This window comes from Arenimonas sp. (genome assembly GCF_041919775.1).
Taxonomy (GTDB): Bacteria; Pseudomonadota; Gammaproteobacteria; order Xanthomonadales; family Xanthomonadaceae; genus Arenimonas.
Genome location: NZ_JAYRTE010000018.1, coordinates 1 through 17,276, shown reverse-complemented (window position 1 = coordinate 17,276; position 17,276 = coordinate 1). Strand labels below are relative to the sequence as shown.

Here is a 17,276-nt window from a genome sequence, read left to right as displayed (position 1 = left end):
CTCAGGGGGCATGGGCTAGACTCTGGGGCATGTCGAGGCGAATCCTTACTGCTCTTCTGGCTGGTTTGCTGGCGGCGGACGCCGCGGCCGCGGACCCGGCGCGCCCGCCGGACCTTACCGGCGAACGCCCGGCCATCCTTGAAGCCTTCCGGCTGGCCGAACGCGGGCAGCTGAGCCTAACCGACCTGGCCCGCGTCCAGGACCACCCGCTGCTGCCCTGGGTGGAAGCCACCCAGCTGCGCCGCGAAATGGCCGGCACGCCCACGCGCGACATCCGCGCCGCGCTGGCCCGCTACGACGGCCAGGCCGCCGGGGACTGGCTGCGCAGCGCCTGGCTGCATCATCTGGCGGCGAATCGCCGCTGGGCGGATTTCCTCGCCGATTACCGGCCCGCCGACTCGCTGGAAATGCGCTGCGCCCACCTCGCCGCCCGCCTGGCCACCGGCGCCACCGACGCCGCCTGGATCGCCGACGGCAAGGCCCTGTGGTTGACCGCCGAATCGCTGCCGGCCACCTGCGACACGCCCTTCGCCTCGCTGCAGTCGCTGGGCCAGATCAACCAGGACCTGCGCTGGCAGCGCATCGAACTGGCCCTGCTGGCCGGCCAGACCGGCCTGGCCCGCTTCCTGGCCCGCGACCTGCCGGCTGCCGAAACAACGCGCGCCAACAGCTACGCCGATTTCATCGACAAACCCCACGACGGCGCCGCCGCCTGGCCGAAGGACGCACGCAGCCGCGCGGTGGCCGCTGAAGGCCTGGCCCGGCTGGCGCGCAAGTCGCCCGACGAAGCCGAAACCCGGCTGGCGGCGCTGGACAAGGCACTGGCCCTGGACGAGGCCGCGCGCGGCAAGGTGCTCTACCAGGTGGCGCTGTGGACCGTGGCCTCGTATCTGCCCGGCGCCCGCGAACGCCTCGCGGCCGTGCCCGCCGCCGCCTACGACGAACGCCTGCACGAATGGCGCGTGCGCGAGGCCCTGAACCGCAGCGACGACGCCGGCGCGCTCGATGCCCTGTCGCGCATGCCCGCCGCGCAGCGGAACGACTCGCGCTGGCAGTACTTCGAAGCCCGCGTGCTCGAACGGCTGGGTCGCAAGGACGCGGCGCGGGCGCTGTTCGCGAAGGCGGCAGGCACCGCCACCTTCCACGGCTTCCTCGCCGCCGACCGACTGGGCCAGCCGTACGCGCTGTGCCCGCTGGAGCCGTCCACCGACGCCGCGCTGCGCGCCCGCGTGGCCCGGCATCCGGGGCTGGCGCGGGCGCTGGAGCTGCACCTGATCGACCGCCGCCTGCCGGCGATCCGCGAATGGGCCGCGCTGCTGCGCGAGCTCAGCGACGAGGAACGCAAGGTCGCGATCGAATTCGCCCGCGACGCCCACTGGTACGACCGCGCGGTGTTCACCATCGGCGACAAGCCCGACGACCTGCGCTACTACTCGCTGCGTTTCCCGCTGCACCACGAAAACGTGCTGCGCCGCGAAGCCCGCCGCCACGGCGTCGACCCGGCCTGGGTGGCCGCCCAGACCCGCGCCGAAAGCGCCTTCATGCCGCGCGCGCGCTCGCATGCCAACGCGATGGGCCTGATGCAGCTGCTGCCGTCCACCGCCGAACGCACCGCCCGGCGCCTGGGCATTCCCTGGACCGGGGCCGACAGCCTGTACAACCCCGAAACCAACATGGTGCTGGGCATCGCCCACCTGCGCCACGAGCTCGACGGGCACGCGGGCATCGCCTACCAGGCCATCGCCGCCTACAATGCCGGGCCCGCGCCGGTGAACCGGTGGAACCGGGACCGCCCGGGCTTCGACCCGGACCTGTGGATCGAAACCGTCACCTACAAGGAAACCCGCGAGTACGTCGCCCGCGTGCTTGCCTTCAGCGTCATCTATGACTGGCGGCTCGACGGCACCGCGGTGCCGGTGACCGAACGCATGCTTGGCCGAACCGTGGCCAAGACCGCCCGCCGCCCCTTTGCCTGCCCCACTCCGCCAGGTCCAGACTCCACGCCATGACCCCGCTAAAGATCGTCGTCCTGGGAGGCACCGGCTTCATCGGTCGCCACCTGGTTGCCCGCCTCGCCGCCGACGGCCACGCCGTCACCCTGCTCAGCCGCAACCTGGGCCCGCATTACGATCGCCTGCTGCCGCCCGGCGTGGCCCTGCGCGAGGTCGATGTCTACGACCCGGACGTGCTGCGCGCGGCGTTTGCCGGCGCCGACGCGGTGATCAACCTGGTCGGCATCCTCAATGAAAAGGGCGACAACGGCCGCGGTTTCCGCCGTGCGCACGTGGAGCTGACCAAGCTGGTGATCGCCGCGATGCAGCTGGCCGGCGTGCGCCGCCTGCTGCAGATGAGTTCGCTCAACGCCGGCCGCGGCCGCAGCCATTACCTCAAGTCGCGCGGCGAGGCCGAGGCGGCGGTGAAGGCCTCGGGCCTGGACTGGACGATCTTCGAGCCGTCGGTGGTGTTTGGCCCGGGCGACGGGCTGTTCTGCCGCTTCGCCGGTCTGCTGCGCATCGCGCCGGTGATGCCGCTGGCGCGCGCGAAGGCGAAGTTCGCGCCGGTCTACGTCGGCGACGTCGTCGAGGCGATGCGCCGCTGCCTGTACCTGCGCTCGAGCCGCGGCGAGGTCTACGAACTTTACGGGCCGGACGTTTTCACCCTGGCCGAGATCGTGCGGATGACCGCGCGCCAGATGGGCCTGCGCCGCTTCGTGCTGCCGCTTCCCGATGCGCTGGGGCGCCTGCAAGCGCTGGCCTTCGACTTCGTGCCGGGCAAGCCGTTTTCGTCCGACAACTTCCGTTCGCTCATGACCGACTCGGTCGGCGGCATCGACGGCCTGCATCGCCTGGGCATCCCGGCCACGCGCGTGGCCGACAAGCTGCCGGCGATCCTGGGTCACGTGGACGAGCGCCAGGCCCGCTACCAGCGCTTCCGCGCGGCACGCTGAAGCCATGCAGCGCTACCTGGTCGGCGGCGCCGTTCGTGACCGGCTGCTCGGCCAGCCGGGCGGCGACCGCGACTGGGTGGTGGTGGGCAGCACGCCCGAAGAGATGATCCGCGCCGGCTACCTGCCGGTGGGCAAGGACTTCCCGGTATTCCTGCACCCGGAAACCAAGGAAGAACACGCGCTGGCCCGCACCGAGCGCAAGACTGCGCCCGGTTACCACGGCTTCGTTTTCCACGCCGCGCCCGACGTCACCCTGGACCAGGACCTGGCGCGGCGCGACTTCACCATCAACGCCATCGCGCAGGCCGAGGACGGAACGCTCACCGACCCCTTCGGCGGCGCGGCGGACGTCGAAGCGCGCGTGCTGCGCCACGTTTCGCCGGCCTTTGCCGAAGACCCGGTGCGCATCCTGCGGGCCGCGCGTTTCCTGGCGCGCTTCGCGCCGTTGGGGTTCACGGTGGCGCCGGAAACGCTGGCGCTGATGCGCGACATGGTCGCGGCTGGTGAAGTCGACCACCTGGTGCCCGAACGCGTCTGGCAGGAGCTGAAGAAGGCGCTGGAAATGCCGCGCCCGTCCGCCGCCATCGCCCTGCTGCGCGACTGCGGCGCGCTGGCGACGCTGCTGCCGGAAGTGGACGCGCTGTACGGCGTGCCGCAGCGTCCGGAATACCACCCGGAAGTGGACACCGGCGTGCACGTGCAGATGGTGCTGGACATGGCCGCGCGCCTGGCGCCAGGTGATGCGCTGGTGGGTTTCTGCGCGCTCACCCACGACCTGGGCAAGGCGCTGACCCCGTCGGACAAGCTGCCGCGCCACATCGGCCACGAACATTCCGGCGTGCGGCCGCTGCGCGCGGTCTGTGCGCGCTACAAGGTTCCTGCCGAATACGCCGCGGTCGCCGAGATCTGCTGCCGTGAACACCTGAACGTGCATCGCCTGGCCGAACTGCGCCCGGACACCGTGCACGAACTGCTCTCGCGCTGCGACGCCTTCCGCAAGCCCGGGCGGGTGCGCCAGCTGACGCTGGTCTGCGAGGCCGACTCACGCGGCCGGCTGGGGCGCGAAGAGGCCGATTACCCGTCGGCTGGCCTGCTGCTGAAACTGCACGAAGCCGCCGCGTCGGTGTCGGCCGGCCACGCCGTCGCCAAGGGCCTGAGCGGGCCGGCCGTGGGCGACTGGCTGCGCGAGGCGCGCATCGAGGCCATCAAAGCCGCCAGGGAATCGACGCCCCGGTAGGAGCGCCTTCAGGCGCGAATTTCTTCCTGGCCAAAGGCCAAGTCAAAAGATTCGCGCCTGAAGGCGCTCCTACGGGTTCTTCGGGCGAAACAGGGCCTGGTCCACGCGCTCGAGCAGGAACTGCAGCGGCGTGAAGGTCAGCGACAGGCCCACCGCCACGCCCAGCGTGTTCGCCAGCGCGTCGCGCACGTCGCCCAGCCGGACCCTGGTCAGGTTGGCCTGGGCGAACTCCATCGCGATGCCCAGCCCGACCAGGGCCAGCGCCGCCAGCAGGTGCGCGCGGCGGGCGCGGAAGGTCCACACCGCCCAGGCGGTCAGGGAAAAATAGGCGAGGAAATGCCCGATCTTGTCCGAGTGCGCCGGGCCCGGCAGGTTCACCGAGGGCATCAGCGACAGCACCACGCACAGCAGCCAGCCCAGCAGCCACAGCCCCAGCCAGAGCCCGGGGAAACGAAAGGGACGCAGCATCACAGCCTCCGGCCCAGGTCGCCGCGCGCGAACAGCGGGCGCACGTCGACACCGCGCTGGAAGGCCATGGCCTGGAAACGTTCGCCCATCTCGCCGGGCAGGGTCAGGCGCTTGATTTCGTTGGTGCGTGCAAGCCGCGCCACCGGGTCTTGGATCGCTTCGATGGCGGCCAGCCGTTCGGGCAGGCCGCTGTTGATCAGGAAGCTCGACTGCGCGCAGTAGCCGGCCAGGTCGAAACCGGCGCCGACGCCGGCTTCGGCCAGCGCGGTGAAGTCCACGAAGGCGGTGATGTCGGTCAGGCCGGGCAGGTCGAAGGGGTCGCCGTGCGCGTGGTGCTGGCGGTGGCAGACCAGCGTGCCGTCGCTGCGTTCGGGCAGGTAGTACTCGCGGCGCGGGTAGCCGTAGTCGACGAAAAGCATCATGCCGTCGTGCAGCAGCCCGCCCACGGCCTGGATCCAGTACGGAAGCTGCGGCAGCAGCTCGGAGCGGTAGCCGTCGGCGAAGGGCGCGCCGAGGTCGCGTTCGACGTGGCGCACCGCGGCGTTCAGCAGGGCGTCGGCGGGCTGGTCGACGCGGGTCAGCTGGCCGTCGGCACCCAGGGCCACGTACTCCTCGTACACCTCGCCGTCGCGGATCGCGAAACGCGGCGTCGGCAGCGCATCGATCACTTCATTGGCGAACAGGACGCCGCGCCAGGTTTTTTCCGGGGGGCCGTCGAGCCAGTGCACGCGGTCGGACAGGCGCGACGGCAGGTTGTCGCGAAGGCGTTCAAGCTGGCGTTCGCGCAGGTCGGCGCTGGGTTCCAGGATCAGGTAGCGCGCGGGCACGGCATCTAGCTCGTCGAGCCGGCGCAGCGCGGCCTCGGCGAAGGCGCCGCTGCCGCCGCCCAGTTCCAGGAACTCGGCGCGCCCGCCCAGCTGGGCGAAAACGTCGGCGGCGCAGGCCGCCACGCATTCGGCGAAGGTCGGGCCCAGCTCCGGCGAGGTGACGAAATCGCCGGCGGCGCCGAACTTGCGCGCGCCCGCGCTGTAATAGCCCAGGCCCGGCGCATACAGCGCCAGCTCCATGTAGCGGGAAAACGGGATGGCGCCACCCGCGGCGGCGATCTGGTCCCTGACCAGGGCCAGCAGGCGGTCGCTGTGGGCCCGGGCGTCGGCGCCGGGCGCCGGCATTCTTGCACTCATGTTGGAATCTTCATCTGCCAACGCGCAGGATACCGGCAAATACCCGGAGCCCCTGAATGCCCACCGACCGTCCCGTCGCGCTTGTCACCGGCGCCGCCAGGCGCGTAGGCGCCGTGATCGCCCGCCGCCTGCATGCCGCCGGTTTCGACCTGGCCCTGCACCACCGCCGCTCCGCGGACGAGATGGCGGCGCTGGTGGCGGATCTCGAAGCCGATCGCGCCGGCAGCACCCTGGTACTGCAGGCCGAACTGGCCGACCCGGCCGCGCCCGCGGCGCTGGTGCAGGCCGTGCAGGCGCGCTTCGGCCGGCTCGACGCCCTGGTGAACAACGCCAGCAGCTTCCGGCCGACGCCGGTCGGCGCGGCCACGCCGGCCGACTGGGACGAGCTGTTCGCGTCCAACGCCCGCGCGCCCTTCTTCCTGGCCCAGGCCGCCGCGCCGCTGCTGCGCGAGGCCGGCGGCGCCATCGTGAACCTGGCCGACATCTACGGCGAACGCCCCCTGCCCGCGCACACGATCTACTGCATGGCCAAGGCGGCCCTGCTAATGATGACCCAGTCGCTGGCGCGCGAGCTTGGCCCGCGGATTCGCGTCAACGCCGTCGCGCCCGGCGCCGTGCTGTGGCCCGAGGAAGGCAAGGCCGAACACGAGAAGCAGGCGATGCTGGCCGCGACCGCCCTGGGCCGCGCCGGCGAGCCGCAGGACGTGGCCGATGCCGTGCGCTGGCTGGTCCAGGACGCGCGCTACACCACCGGCCAGGTGATCCGCGTCGACGGCGGCCGCTCGCTGAACATCTGACCCCGCAACCACCCGCCCCACCTGTAGGAGCGCCTTCAGGCGCGAATCTTTCGACCTGGCCTTTGGCCAGGAAGGGATTCGCGCCTGAAGGCGCTCCTACACAGGAAGCCGCTACTTCGGGCGGAACGCGGCCTGCAGTTCGCCGCCGGCGAAACCTTCCGGGGCCTGGCCGTCGATCGCGTAGCGATACACCGCGGCCGAATAGATGCCCGACAGCGCCGCCTGGAACACCGCCACGCCCGCCACGGCAATCACGCCGACCACCGCGGCCGCGACCGCAAACTCCGGGCCGCCGAGCATCGCCGCGCCGAACACCATCGCGATCGCCAGCACCACCACCGCGGCGGTGATCAGCCCGAAGGCGAAGTTGATGCCGACATTGCCGACGACGTTTTCGCCCCAGGTGCGCTTGAGCAGCGTGACGCTTTCCTTCACCGCGTCGATCGGCCCGACGTCGCGCGTGACCAGGATCGGCACCACCAGGAAGGTGGCGAAGGTCCAGGCCATGCCGATCATGTTGATGACCATCCTGCCCAGCCCGCCGGCCTTCTCGCCCAGGGACTTGAGCACCAGGCCGACGGTGGCGGCGATCGCGGCGTAACCCAGGATCACGCCGATCTTCGAGCGCGCGATGCGCAGGCCGTCGGCGACGGTCGGGTCGCCGCCTTCGAGACGGATCATCGCCGCGCCCACCAGCGCCGTATTGAAGAAAAAAATCACGAAGTACTGGGTGACGTAGAACAGGAACAGCATCACGAAGCCCAGCGGCCCGATGTCGCCGCCCTCGAGCAGGCGCAGGCCCAGCACCGGCAGCAGGAAGGTCAGCGTCACCAGCAGCGTGGCGAAACCCGAGATGACCGGGAACAGCAGCAGCTCCTTGTCCGTGCGCAGCACGCCGGCGCTGGCCTTGACCAGGTGCCAGCTGCGGGAAATCCTGTCGAACATGGCATCTTCCTCCCCGAATGACGCCCCGATTATGCGGCCTTGCTGCAGCGCCGCAAGGCCGGAAGTCACCCCTGGCCCGCACCGCCACCCGCCTATAATCCGGCCGGAACTCCGACCGGACCTGCCCATGCCCCGACGCCTCGCCGTTACCGCGGCGCTCGCCTGCCTTGCCTTTCTGGCCGGCTGCCGCCCCGTCGAACCGGCCCCGCCGGCGCCGCAGGACGCGCCGGTGCCGGCAGTCGTCGCGGACGCACCCGAACGCCACGTCGCCGCCCACTGGTTCGGTCGCCAGTGGCCGAAGAACTTCCTGTCGGGCTTCCGCCGCGAACACGTCGCCGAGGATTTCGCCCGGCTGCGCGCCGACGGCTTCGACACCGTGGTGCTGCTGGTGGCCTGGGGCGACTTCCAGCCGGTGTTCGACCCGTGCTGCGAGTACGACGAACGCGCGTTCGAACGCCTGCGTTTCCTGCTCGAGCGCGCCGACGAGGCCGGCCTGAAGGTGATGCTGCGGCTCGGCTACGGCTGGAGTTTCCACCCCGACGCCGGCGACATCGGCGAGCGCCAGCAGCGCGTGCTCAACGATCCGCAAGTGCGCGAGGCCTTCAACGCCTTCCTCCAGCGCGTCGCGCGCGAGGTGCAGGGGCAGGACCACGTCGTGCTGGCCTTCATGAGCTGGGAAGACCTGTGGCTGCGGCGCGTGGACGAGAGCGCGCGTGCGGACTGGGAGGCCTATCTCGCGACCCTGCCGGCCGACCCGGCGCGCAGCACCGCCCTGCCCGACCCGGTGCGCGACGCGCGCCTTTTCCACGGCTTCTGGGACTGGCTGCTGGCGCAGCGCCTGGTGCCGCCCGCGGCGGAGCTGTTCCCGGCGTTTTCGCTGGAGGTGCGCGTGGACAGCGATCCGCGCTACGAAACCGGCCCCGACGGCCAGCCGGTGGTCGCCGAATGGATCGGCCACCCGGGCATGCTCGAGCTGCCGCCGGGCCAGCCGCTCACGCTGTACTGGGCGCCGTTCTGGGGCGCGCTCAACCAGGGCGAACGACTGCCGGCAGCGCGCAGCCTGCAGCTGCTGGACTCGATGCTTGAACGGTTCGGCGAGGCCGGGCGACCGATGTTCATCGACCAGTTCAACTTCGTCGACAACACGCCGGGCTACGACAACAACGCGGTGATCCGCCCGGAAGAAACCGCCGCTTTCCTGCATGCGGCGGTGTGCACGATGGCCCGGCACGACGTGCTCGGCTACGGGCTGTGGACCGCGCGCGACTACGCCGAAAGCCCGCTGCACAACCCGGCCTTCGGTTATGGCCTCGAGGGCTGGTCGCTGCAGCGCGCACAGGGCGCCGTCGAAGACGCGCTTGAACGCCTGCCCGGCGGCGACTTCCAGCTGGCGTTCGCGGCCGGCGACCGGCTGGCGCAGCTGGTGCCGGAACGCCATGGCCGGCTGCCGCGCAGCGGCGACACGCTGCAGGACCAGGTCTGCGTGCAGGCCGAGGTGCGCGCGCCGGGCGTCATCGAGGTCCGCGCCGGCGGCGAGCCGGTGCTGCTCGACTTCGATCAAGCCGGTACCCAGCGTCGCTGCGCGGCGATCGCGCCGGTGCCGGGCGAGGCGGGGCTGGAATTCGCGCTGGCGGCACGCAGCGGCGGGTTCGCGCTGCGCGACGCGATGATCTTCGACCACGTGCAGTACGGCGGCCTGTACGAACTCGACGGCACGCCGGCCTCGCTGCGCGAGCCGGTGCAGCGGATGAACCGCGATTTCGCCGGCGGCGCCGGGCGCTGCGACTAGGCCGCGGGGTCCGCGGGCTTGGCGGCGGCGCGGGCCAGGTCCATCGGCTCGCGTGCTGGCGGCGCGGCGTTCTCCGGGTGCGCGGCCCACAGGTCGGCCAGCGTGCGGCCATCGCCGGGCACCGGATGGGCTGGCGCGATGTCCGCCAGCGGCTTGAGCACGAAGGCGAACTGCAGCTCGGGCCGCGGCAGCTTCAGGTTGCCGGGGCCCTCGAGCACGAGGTCGTCGTAGAAAACGATGTCGATGTCGAGCGGCCGGCTGGAAAAACGCGGGCCGCTGCGATCGCGGCCGAAGCGGTCCTCGAGCGCGTGTAGCCAGTCATTCAGGGCGACCGGCGACAGCGTCGTGCTGATGATCGCGGCGGCGTTGAGGAAATCGGGGCCCTCGAAGCCCACCGCCGGCGTGCGGTAGACCGGCGAGAACACCACCTCGCCGAACTCTTCACGCAGGGCGCGGGCGGCGCCGGCGAGGTTTTCCGTCGGCGACTGGTTGCTGCCCAGGCTCAGCCAGGCGGTGCTCACGCGGGACGCTGGCGCTCGATGATCACGCCGACCGCGCGCGAGCCGCGCACGGCGCCGGGCTTGGCCAGCTTCAGGCGCACGTGCTGCACGCCGAATTCGTCCAGGATGATCGCGGCGCAGCGTTCGGCCAGGGACTCGACCAGGCCGAAGTCGGACTCGGACACGAACTGGATCAGGCGCTTGCTGACGGCCTTGTAGTCCAGCGTGTCCCTGATGTCATCGGTCGCGGCCGGCCGGGTATTGTCGAACGCCATCTCGATGTCGAACACGACCGGCTGGCGGATCTTGCGCTCCCAGTCGTAGATGCCGATGACGCACTCGATCTCGAGCGCCTCGATGAAAACCTTGTCCACGTGATCTCCCGGCGTTGACCCTGTAGGAGCGCCTTCAGGCGCGAATCTTTTGACTTTGCCCTTGGCAAAAAACGGCTTCGCGCCTGAAGGCGCTCCTACAGGTGGGTTGGTTTGACAGATTCCAAGCTTGCCATGTCCCAGCGTGGCGTCACGGTGACGACGGCGGCCTCGTGCTGGCCGGCCTGCAGGCGCAGGGCGCCGGCGAAGGCGATCATCGCGCCGTTGTCGGTGCAGAAGGCCGGGCGCGGGAAACAAACACGCGGCCCTCCCACAAGTTTCTTCAGGCGCTCGCGCAGCCGGACGTTGGCGCCGACGCCGCCGGCCACGACCAGGGTGCTGGCGCCGGTGGCGTCGAGCGCACGCTGGCATTTGATGGCCAGGGTCTCGACCACGGCGTCCTCGAAACCGCGGGCGATGTCGGCGCGGGTTTCCGGGGCCTGGTCCGAGGCCTGCCAGGCCAGCAATACCTGGGTCTTGAGGCCGGAGAAGCTGAAATCGAGTCCGGGCCGGTCGGTCATCGGGCGAGAGAAAGTGAAAACGCCGGGCCGGCCGGCTTCGGCCAGCCGGGCCAGCTCCGGGCCGCCCGGGTACGGCAGGCCCATCATCTTGGCGGTCTTGTCGAAGGCCTCGCCGGCGGCGTCGTCCAGGGTTTCGCCCAGCAGGCGGTATTCACCGATGGCGGCGACCTCGACCAGCTGGGTATGGCCGCCCGAGACCAGCAGGGCCACGAAGGGCGGCTTCAAGTCCGGGTCTTCGAGCAGCGGCGCGAGCAGGTGGCCTTCCATGTGGTGCACCCCGACGGCGGGACGGTCCAGCGCCCAGGCCAGGGCCCGGCCGGTGGCGGCGCCAACCATCAGGGCGCCGACCAGGCCGGGGCCGGCGGTGTAGGCCACGCCGTCGAGGTCGGCCGGGGCCAGGCCGGCTTCGGCCAGGACCTGCCGGACCAGGGGCAGCAGCTTGCGCACGTGGTCGCGGCTGGCCAGCTCGGGCACCACCCCGCCGTACTCGGCGTGCAGGGCGACCTGGCTGAACAGCGCGTGCGACAGCAGGCCGCGGTCGGTGTCGTAGACCGCCACGCCGGTTTCGTCACAGCTGGTTTCGATTCCCAGGACGCGCATGTGCCTGTTTTTTCGGGATTTAGGGGGTGCCTCGGGGGAAAAAGCCCGGGCTGGCTTGCCTGCCGGCGCCGGACCCGCGTATCATACGCGGCTCGCCGGCGTTGCCGTGCGACATCCATAGATCCCAGGAACCGAACATGCCGTCTGTCAAAGTCCGCGAAAACGAGCCGTTTGAGTTTGCGCTGCGTCGCTTCAAGCGCACTTGCGAGAAGGCCGGCGTCCTCGCCGAAACCCGCAAGCGCGAGTACTACGAGAAGCCGACCCAGGAGCGCAAGCGCAAGGCCGCCGCCGCGGTGAAGCGCCAGCTGCGCCGCAGCTCGCGCGACGTCACCAAGCGCCAGCGCCTGTACTGAGCCGCGTAGCTTGCCAGAAAGCCGGCACGCGCGAGCGTGGCCGGCTTTTTGTGTTTCTGGCGCCAAGCCGGCGCCCTGACCGCCTGACCCCCGGAGAACCCCGATGAGCCTCAAGACCCAGCTGACCGAAGACATGAAGGCCGCGATGAAGTCCGGCGAAAAGGACCGCCTCGGCGTGGTCCGGCTGATCCTTGCCGCGATCAAGCAGAAGGAAGTCGACGAGCGCGTCGAGATGACCGACGAACTGGTGCTGGCCGTGCTGGAAAAGATGGTCAAGCAGCGCAAGGACTCGATCAGCCAGTACGAAGGCGCCGGCCGCGAGGACCTGGCCGCGGTCGAACGCTACGAGCTGGGCGTGCTCGAAACCTACCTGCCCGAGAAGATGTCCGAAGCCGAGATCCAGGCCGCGATCGACAGCGCCAAGGCCGAGACCAACGCCGCGGGCCCGGCCGACATGGGCAAGCTGATGGGCGCGCTCAAGCCCCGCCTGGCCGGCAAGGCCGACATGGGCCTGGTCTCCCAGCTCGTCAAGAAGTCCCTGGCCGGCTGACGCCACTGTGGGAGGGACTTCAGTCCCGAGGATCCGGGGCCGGAAGCATCGGGACTGAAGTCCCTCCCACATGGCATTCTCAACGCCATGGCACGGATACCCGACGCGTTCATTGACGACCTGCTCGCCCGGACGGATATCGTCGAGGTGGTGGGTTCGCGCGTGCCGCTCAAGCGGCAGGGGCGGGAGTATTCGGCGCGGTGCCCGTTCCACGACGAACGTTCGCCCTCGTTCACGGTGTCGCCGACCAAGCAGTTCTACCACTGCTTCGGCTGCGGGGCGCACGGCACCGCCATCAGCTTCCTGATGAACTACGACCGCCTCGAGTTCCTCGACGCGGTCGAGGAGCTGGCCAAGCGCGTGGGCATGGAAGTGCCGCGCGACACGCGCCAGCGCAACGAGTCGGGTGAATCACGCGAGCTCTATCTTGCCGTCGACGCCGCCGCGAAATTCTTCCAGCAGCAGCTGCAGGGCAATCCGAAGGCGCGCGCCTACCTGGAGCGCCGCGGCGTCGATGCCGAGAACCAGGCGCGTTTCGGCATCGGCTACGCACCCGATGGCTGGGAAGGGTTGAAGTCCGCGCTGGGCACCGACGAACGCCGGCTGGCCCTGCTGGAAAAAGTCGGCCTGTTCTCGCGCAACGACGCCGGCCGCGTCTACGACAAGTTCCGCGACCGCGTGATGTTCCCGATCCACGACCGTCGCGGCCGCGTCATCGCCTTCGGCGGCCGGGTGCTGGAAAAGGACGACGGCCCGAAGTACCTCAACTCGCCGGAAACCCCGCTCTTCCACAAGGGCCGCGAACTCTACGGCCTGTGGCAGGTGCGCCAGGCGCACGCGAAGATCCCGCGGCTGATCGTCGTCGAGGGTTACATGGACGTCGTGGCGCTGTTCCAGTTCGGCGTGAACACCGCCGTCGCCACGCTGGGCACCGCGACCACCCCTGACCACGCCGAGCTGCTGTTCCGCAACGCCGCCGACGTGTACTTCTGCTTCGACGGCGACCGCGCCGGCCGCGGCGCCGCGTGGAAGGGGCTCGAATCGGTGCTGCCGCGCATGCGCGACGGCCGCCAGGCGTTTTTCCTGTTCCTGCCCGAAGGCGAGGACCCCGACAGCATCGTGCGCAAGGAAGGCGCGGCCGGTTTCGATGCGCGCCTGGCGCAGGCCACGCCGCTGTCGGAGTTCTTCTTCAACGAATTGTCCAAGGACGTGAACCTGGCCGGCATGGAGGGCAAGGCGCGCCTGGCCGAACGCGCCAAACCGCTGATCGCCGGCATTCCCGACGGCGCCTTCCTCGACCTGATGAAGCAGCGCCTGACCGAACTCACCGGCGTCGGCCAGCCTGCGCCCGCGGCCGAGCCCACGCGCCCCACCCCGTCCATGCGCGGCAACCGCGGCGGCGCGGCGGCACCCCGGCGCAGCCTGGTACGCACCGCGATCGCGCTGCTGCTGCAAAAGCCCACGCTGTCCGAGGCGATCGAGCCGCCCTACCGCTTCGCCGTGCTGCGCCAGCCCGGCATCCCGCTGCTGGTGGAACTGCTGGAGCTGGTGCGCAACCGCCCGGGCATCACCACCGGCGCCGTGCTGGAGCACTTCGCCGATCGCGAGGAAGAGCCGGCGCTGCAGAAGCTCGCGCTGCAGGGCTTCCCCGGCGAAGAAGCCGCGTGGCGACATGAGCTGGTCGATGCGCTGGCCCAGCTCGACCGCCAGGTCAGCCAGCAGCGCATCGACGAGCTGCAGGCGCGCATCCGCGAGGTCGGGATGTCCGGCCTGAGCGATCCCGAGAAGGCGGAGCTGCGGGAGCTGCACGCCACCCCACGATAGGAGACCGCATGGCCGCCGACACCCGCGCCACCGAACTCGCCCCCAGCCTGGAACGCCTGGCCGCGGAGGCGCAGGCCTGGCTGGAGTACCTGCCGCTGCTTGCGGTCGCGCTGGTCGTGGTGCTTCTGGCCTGGCTGCTGGGCGGCTGGCTTTCGCGGCGCGCGATCGTGGGCCGGATCGCGCGCAGGAACCCCTTCATGCAGGACCTGGCCCGCACGACGGTGCGCTGGCTGGTGCTGCTGGCAGGCCTGCTGATAGCGCTGGAGATCCTCGACGCCACGGCGCTCGTGGGCGCCGTGCTGGGCACGGCCGGCGTGCTCGGCGTGGCGCTGGGCTTCGCCTTCAAGGACATCCTGGAGAATTACCTGGCGGGCCTGCTGATGAGCCTGCGCCAGCCCTTCGCGCCGCGCGACCACGTGGTGATCGACGGCAACGAGGGCGTGATCGTCGCGCTGACCTCGCGCGCGACCATCCTGATGACCCCCGACGGCAACCACCTGCGCCTGCCCAACGCGCTGGTCTTCCGCGGCGTCACGCTCAACTACACGCGCAACCCGAGCCGCCGCTTTGAATTCGACGTCGGCATCGGCGTGGACGAGGACCTGGTGCACGCCCAGTCACTGGGCGTGGAAACCCTGCGCGGCATCGAGGGGCTGCTGACGGAACCGCCGCCGCGCGCGCAGATCATCGGGCTGGGCGACTCCAGCGTGAAGGTGCGTTATTTCGGCTGGGTCGACCAGCGCAGCCATGACTTCGGCACGGTGATGGGCGAGGCCATCCGCCGCGTGAAGCTGGCGCTTGAACGCGCCGGCCTGGACATGCCCGAACCCACCTACCGCGTGCAGATCAGCAACAAGACGGACGCCGGCGCCAGGCCGGCCCCGCCGTCGGCACCAGCGACGCAGACCCCGTTGGAGCCGCCCGTGGACACCCGCGCCCGCAACGACATCGACCGCCAGATCGACCAGGAGCAGCGCGAAACCGCCGGCGAAAACCTGCTGGACCCGTCGGCCCCGCGCGAGTAGCAAAGAAGGGGACGGGCAAAAAACCGGGGTCAGAGTCGAATTTCCAAAACCCGGGTCAGAGTCGAATTTCCGCATCCCCGCGCACTTCAGCAGTCCGGAAATTCGACTCTGACCCCGGTTATGCTGGGTGCCTGACCACATCGGGGAACCCACGCATGCGTTTGATCGCCATGATCCTCTCCGCGGCCCTGCTGGCGCCGCCCGTCTTGGCCGAGTCCCAGGTTGAACCCGTCCCGCTCGCGAAACCGGTCGCGCGCCTCGAGGCCGGCAACCGGGTCAGCGAGAACCTGCCCGAGGTGCCGGCCGAACTGGTCGAGCGCCTCAACCGCTACCAGAACACCCGCGGCGCCAGTTTCTCCGGCTGGCTTCCCGACGGCAGCCTGGCGATCAGCACCCGCTTCGGCGAGACCAGCCAGGTGCATCGCGTACGCGAACCGCTGGGGATGCGCGAGCAGATCACCTTCTACAACGAGCCGCTGTCGGCCGTGACCACCACGCCCGGCCGCAACGGCTTCGTGTTCGGCAAGGACGTCGGCGGTTCGGAGTTCTGGCAGCTGTTCTGGTACGACCTCGACAGCCGCGACGCCCGCATGCTCACCGACGGTGGCCGCAGCCAGAACACCCAGCCGCTGTTCTCGCCCGACGGCAAGCAGCTGGCCTGGGCCAGCACGGCCCGCAACGGCACCGACTACGACATCTGGGTCCGCGACCTGGCCAGCGGCGACGCACGCATCGTGCTGCAGGAAGGCGGGATGTGGACGGCGATGGACTTCTCGCCCGACGGCAAGCGCCTGCTGGTGATGAAGTACGTGTCGATCAACGAGGCCTACCCGGGTGAAGTCGACCTGGCCACCGGAAAACTGCGCCTGTTCCCGGTGGATGGCGACCGGGCCGGCTTCAGCGCCTTCGTGTACGCCCCGGACGGCCGCAGCGTGTATTACGTGTCCGACGAGGGCCGGGAGTTCCAGACCCTGCGCCACCACGATCCGCGCGGCGGCGCGCCGAGCTTCGTCAGCGGCCACATTCCCTGGAACGTGACCGACCTGGACATCGCGCCGGACGGCAGCCACCTCGCCTACGCCACCAACGAGGACGGCATCAGCAAGCTGCATGTGGTCAGCCTGCCCGGCCACAAGGAAGTGCGCATGCCGGAGCTGCCGGTCGGCGTGATCGGCGGCTTCGGCTTCTCGCCCGACGGCAAGCGCCTGGCGATGACGCTCAACAGCGCGACCTCGCCCAGCGACGTCTACGTGGTCGACCTGGCCGGCGGCGAGCTGGTGCGCTGGACCGAAAGCGAAGTCGGCGGCCTGGACGCCTCGCGCTTCCGCGCGCCCGAGCTGGTGCGCTTCCCGAGCTTCGATCAGGTGGACGGCAAGCCGCGCACCATTCCCGCGTTCTATTACCGCCCCGAGGGCGACGGCCCCTTCCCGGTGGTCGTGAGCATCCACGGCGGCCCGGAATCGCAGGCCTTCCCGACCTTCAATCCGACCACGCAGTTCCTGCTCAATGAACTGAAGGTGGCGGTGCTGGTGCCGAACGTCCGCGGCTCGGCCGGCTACGGCAAGACCTACCTGCAGCTCGACAACGGCCTGCTGCGCAAGGACTCGGTGAAGGACATCGGCGCCCTGCTCGACTGGATCGGCACCCGCCCCGAACTCGACGCCGACCGCGTCGGCGTGATGGGCGGCAGCTACGGCGGCTACATGGTGCTGGCCTCGATGGTCGACTACCCCGAGCGCATCCGCGCCGGCATCGACGTGGTCGGCATCTCCGACTTCGGCACCTTCCTCAAGAACACCGAGGACTACCGCCGCGACCTGCGCCGGGCCGAATACGGCGACGAGCGCATCCCGGAAATGAAGGCCTTCCACGACCGCATCGCGCCGCTCAACAACGCCCACCGCATCACGTCACCGCTGTTCGTGGCCCAGGGCTACAACGACCCGCGTGTGCCCTGGACCGAGGCCGAGCAGATCGTGAAGGCGGTGCGCGGCAACGGCGGCGAGGTCTGGTACCTGATGTTCAAGGACGAGGGCCACGGCTTCCGCAAGAAGGGCAACAGCGACTACTTCGGCGCGGCGGCGATGCTGTTCTGGCAGGAGCACCTGCTGGCGGAGTGAGCTTCGGGGGACGGGTGCGGAAAAACCGGGGTCAGAGTCGAATTT

At 70.2% G+C, this 17,276-nt stretch carries 16 protein-coding genes; 10 read left to right on the top strand and 6 right to left on the bottom strand.

Annotation, left to right across the window (positions count from 1 at the left end; genetic code table 11):
* Positions 1-29 precede the first annotated feature (29 nt).
* The 3 genes from ACE3TE_RS10340 to ACE3TE_RS10330 are packed head-to-tail and all read left to right on the top strand — an operon-like array spanning position 30 to position 4,184.
* Positions 30-2,009 carry a transglycosylase SLT domain-containing protein gene (locus tag ACE3TE_RS10340; RefSeq protein WP_374604682.1) on the top strand — a complete coding sequence of 660 codons (1,980 nt, stop codon included), beginning with the start codon at positions 30-32 and terminating at the stop codon, positions 2,007-2,009.
* Positions 2,006-2,947, top strand: coding sequence for a complex I NDUFA9 subunit family protein (locus ACE3TE_RS10335; protein WP_374604680.1), 942 nt, complete (start codon positions 2,006-2,008; stop codon positions 2,945-2,947). The genes ACE3TE_RS10340 and ACE3TE_RS10335 overlap by 4 nt, the downstream gene beginning before the upstream one ends.
* A 4-nt stretch (positions 2,948-2,951) precedes the next feature.
* The gene (locus tag ACE3TE_RS10330; protein ID WP_374604678.1) at positions 2,952-4,184 is read left to right on the top strand and encodes a multifunctional CCA addition/repair protein; all 1,233 of its coding nucleotides are present in this window, start codon (positions 2,952-2,954) and stop codon (positions 4,182-4,184) included.
* A gap of 69 nt (positions 4,185-4,253) precedes the next feature.
* Here the strand turns inward: ACE3TE_RS10330 and ACE3TE_RS10325 are convergent, their stop codons facing one another.
* Together ACE3TE_RS10325 and ACE3TE_RS10320 are read right to left on the bottom strand one after the other, a co-directional pair.
* Positions 4,254-4,652 (bottom strand): VanZ family protein, encoded by a 399-nt coding sequence (locus tag ACE3TE_RS10325; protein WP_374604676.1) that lies wholly within the window; start codon positions 4,650-4,652, stop codon positions 4,254-4,256.
* The gene (locus ACE3TE_RS10320) at positions 4,652-5,836 is read right to left on the bottom strand and encodes a class I SAM-dependent methyltransferase (RefSeq protein ID WP_374604674.1); all 1,185 of its coding nucleotides are present in this window, start codon (positions 5,834-5,836) and stop codon (positions 4,652-4,654) included. Before ACE3TE_RS10320 ends, ACE3TE_RS10325 begins: the two co-directional genes overlap by 1 nt.
* 56 nt (positions 5,837-5,892) lie before the next feature.
* Between ACE3TE_RS10320 and ACE3TE_RS10315 the strand changes: the two genes are divergently transcribed.
* Positions 5,893-6,633, top strand: a complete 741-nt coding sequence (locus tag ACE3TE_RS10315) for a pteridine reductase (protein ID WP_374604672.1) — start codon at positions 5,893-5,895, stop codon at positions 6,631-6,633.
* A gap of 111 nt (positions 6,634-6,744) precedes the next feature.
* On the opposite strand, the gene ACE3TE_RS10310 is transcribed toward ACE3TE_RS10315, so the two are convergent.
* The gene (locus ACE3TE_RS10310; protein WP_374604670.1) at positions 6,745-7,578 is read right to left on the bottom strand and encodes a DUF6159 family protein; all 834 of its coding nucleotides are present in this window, start codon (positions 7,576-7,578) and stop codon (positions 6,745-6,747) included.
* 127 nt (positions 7,579-7,705) lie between these two features.
* On the opposite strand from ACE3TE_RS10310, the gene ACE3TE_RS10305 reads away from it, so the two are divergent.
* Positions 7,706-9,367, top strand: coding sequence for a hypothetical protein (locus ACE3TE_RS10305; RefSeq protein ID WP_374604668.1), 1,662 nt, complete (start codon positions 7,706-7,708; stop codon positions 9,365-9,367).
* Here the strand turns inward: ACE3TE_RS10305 and folK are convergent.
* The 3 genes from folK to tsaD form a co-directional block, all read right to left on the bottom strand.
* Positions 9,364-9,888 (bottom strand): 2-amino-4-hydroxy-6-hydroxymethyldihydropteridine diphosphokinase, encoded by a 525-nt coding sequence (gene folK, locus ACE3TE_RS10300; protein ID WP_374604666.1) that lies wholly within the window; start codon positions 9,886-9,888, stop codon positions 9,364-9,366. The two genes, ACE3TE_RS10305 and folK, sit on opposite strands and share 4 nt — an antisense overlap.
* Complete coding sequence (gene folB / locus ACE3TE_RS10295; RefSeq protein ID WP_374604664.1) at positions 9,885-10,241, bottom strand: dihydroneopterin aldolase; 357 nt, start codon at positions 10,239-10,241, stop codon at positions 9,885-9,887. Before folB ends, folK begins: the two co-directional genes overlap by 4 nt.
* Positions 10,242-10,336: 95 nt before the next feature.
* Complete coding sequence (gene tsaD / locus ACE3TE_RS10290; protein ID WP_374604662.1) at positions 10,337-11,359, bottom strand: tRNA (adenosine(37)-N6)-threonylcarbamoyltransferase complex transferase subunit TsaD; 1,023 nt, start codon at positions 11,357-11,359, stop codon at positions 10,337-10,339.
* A gap of 137 nt (positions 11,360-11,496) precedes the next feature.
* On the opposite strand from tsaD, the gene rpsU reads away from it, so the two are divergent.
* The 5 genes from rpsU (at position 11,497) to ACE3TE_RS10265 (ending at position 17,231) form a co-directional block, all read left to right on the top strand.
* Positions 11,497-11,712, top strand: a complete 216-nt coding sequence (rpsU, locus tag ACE3TE_RS10285) for a 30S ribosomal protein S21 (RefSeq protein ID WP_034223607.1) — start codon at positions 11,497-11,499, stop codon at positions 11,710-11,712.
* A 103-nt stretch (positions 11,713-11,815) separates the two neighbouring features.
* Positions 11,816-12,262: a GatB/YqeY domain-containing protein gene (locus ACE3TE_RS10280; protein ID WP_374604660.1), complete on the top strand. Its 447-nt coding sequence runs from the start codon at positions 11,816-11,818 to the stop codon at positions 12,260-12,262.
* 87 nt (positions 12,263-12,349) lie between these two features.
* Entirely contained in the window at positions 12,350-14,086 is a 1,737-nt protein-coding gene (gene dnaG, locus ACE3TE_RS10275) for a DNA primase (RefSeq protein ID WP_374604659.1), read from the top strand.
* Positions 14,087-14,094: 8 nt separating this feature from the next.
* Positions 14,095-15,111, top strand: a complete 1,017-nt coding sequence (locus tag ACE3TE_RS10270) for a mechanosensitive ion channel family protein (RefSeq protein ID WP_374604657.1) — start codon at positions 14,095-14,097, stop codon at positions 15,109-15,111.
* A gap of 155 nt (positions 15,112-15,266) precedes the next feature.
* A complete protein-coding gene (locus tag ACE3TE_RS10265; protein ID WP_374604656.1) occupies positions 15,267-17,231 on the top strand; it encodes a S9 family peptidase in 1,965 nt (654 codons plus the stop codon).
* The last annotated feature ends 45 nt before the right edge of the window (positions 17,232-17,276 follow it).

Bases quoted from the DNA above. Each gene is read 5' to 3' on its own strand.
- ACE3TE_RS10340 (WP_374604682.1), top strand. From the start codon at position 30: ATGTCGAGGCGAATCCTTACTGCTCTTCTGGCTGGTTTGCTGGCGGCG.
- ACE3TE_RS10335 (WP_374604680.1), top strand. From the start codon at position 2,006: ATGACCCCGCTAAAGATCGTCGTCCTGGGAGGCACCGGCTTCATCGGT.
- ACE3TE_RS10330 (WP_374604678.1), top strand. From the start codon at position 2,952: ATGCAGCGCTACCTGGTCGGCGGCGCCGTTCGTGACCGGCTGCTCGGC.
- ACE3TE_RS10325 (WP_374604676.1), bottom strand. From the start codon at position 4,652: ATGCTGCGTCCCTTTCGTTTCCCCGGGCTCTGGCTGGGGCTGTGGCTG.
- ACE3TE_RS10320 (WP_374604674.1), bottom strand. From the start codon at position 5,836: ATGAGTGCAAGAATGCCGGCGCCCGGCGCCGACGCCCGGGCCCACAGC.
- ACE3TE_RS10315 (WP_374604672.1), top strand. From the start codon at position 5,893: ATGCCCACCGACCGTCCCGTCGCGCTTGTCACCGGCGCCGCCAGGCGC.
- ACE3TE_RS10310 (WP_374604670.1), bottom strand. From the start codon at position 7,578: ATGTTCGACAGGATTTCCCGCAGCTGGCACCTGGTCAAGGCCAGCGCC.
- ACE3TE_RS10305 (WP_374604668.1), top strand. From the start codon at position 7,706: ATGCCCCGACGCCTCGCCGTTACCGCGGCGCTCGCCTGCCTTGCCTTT.
- tsaD (WP_374604662.1), bottom strand. From the start codon at position 11,359: ATGCGCGTCCTGGGAATCGAAACCAGCTGTGACGAAACCGGCGTGGCG.
- rpsU (WP_034223607.1), top strand. From the start codon at position 11,497: ATGCCGTCTGTCAAAGTCCGCGAAAACGAGCCGTTTGAGTTTGCGCTG.
- ACE3TE_RS10280 (WP_374604660.1), top strand. From the start codon at position 11,816: ATGAGCCTCAAGACCCAGCTGACCGAAGACATGAAGGCCGCGATGAAG.
- dnaG (WP_374604659.1), top strand. From the start codon at position 12,350: ATGGCACGGATACCCGACGCGTTCATTGACGACCTGCTCGCCCGGACG.
- ACE3TE_RS10270 (WP_374604657.1), top strand. From the start codon at position 14,095: ATGGCCGCCGACACCCGCGCCACCGAACTCGCCCCCAGCCTGGAACGC.
- ACE3TE_RS10265 (WP_374604656.1), top strand. From the start codon at position 15,267: ATGCGTTTGATCGCCATGATCCTCTCCGCGGCCCTGCTGGCGCCGCCC.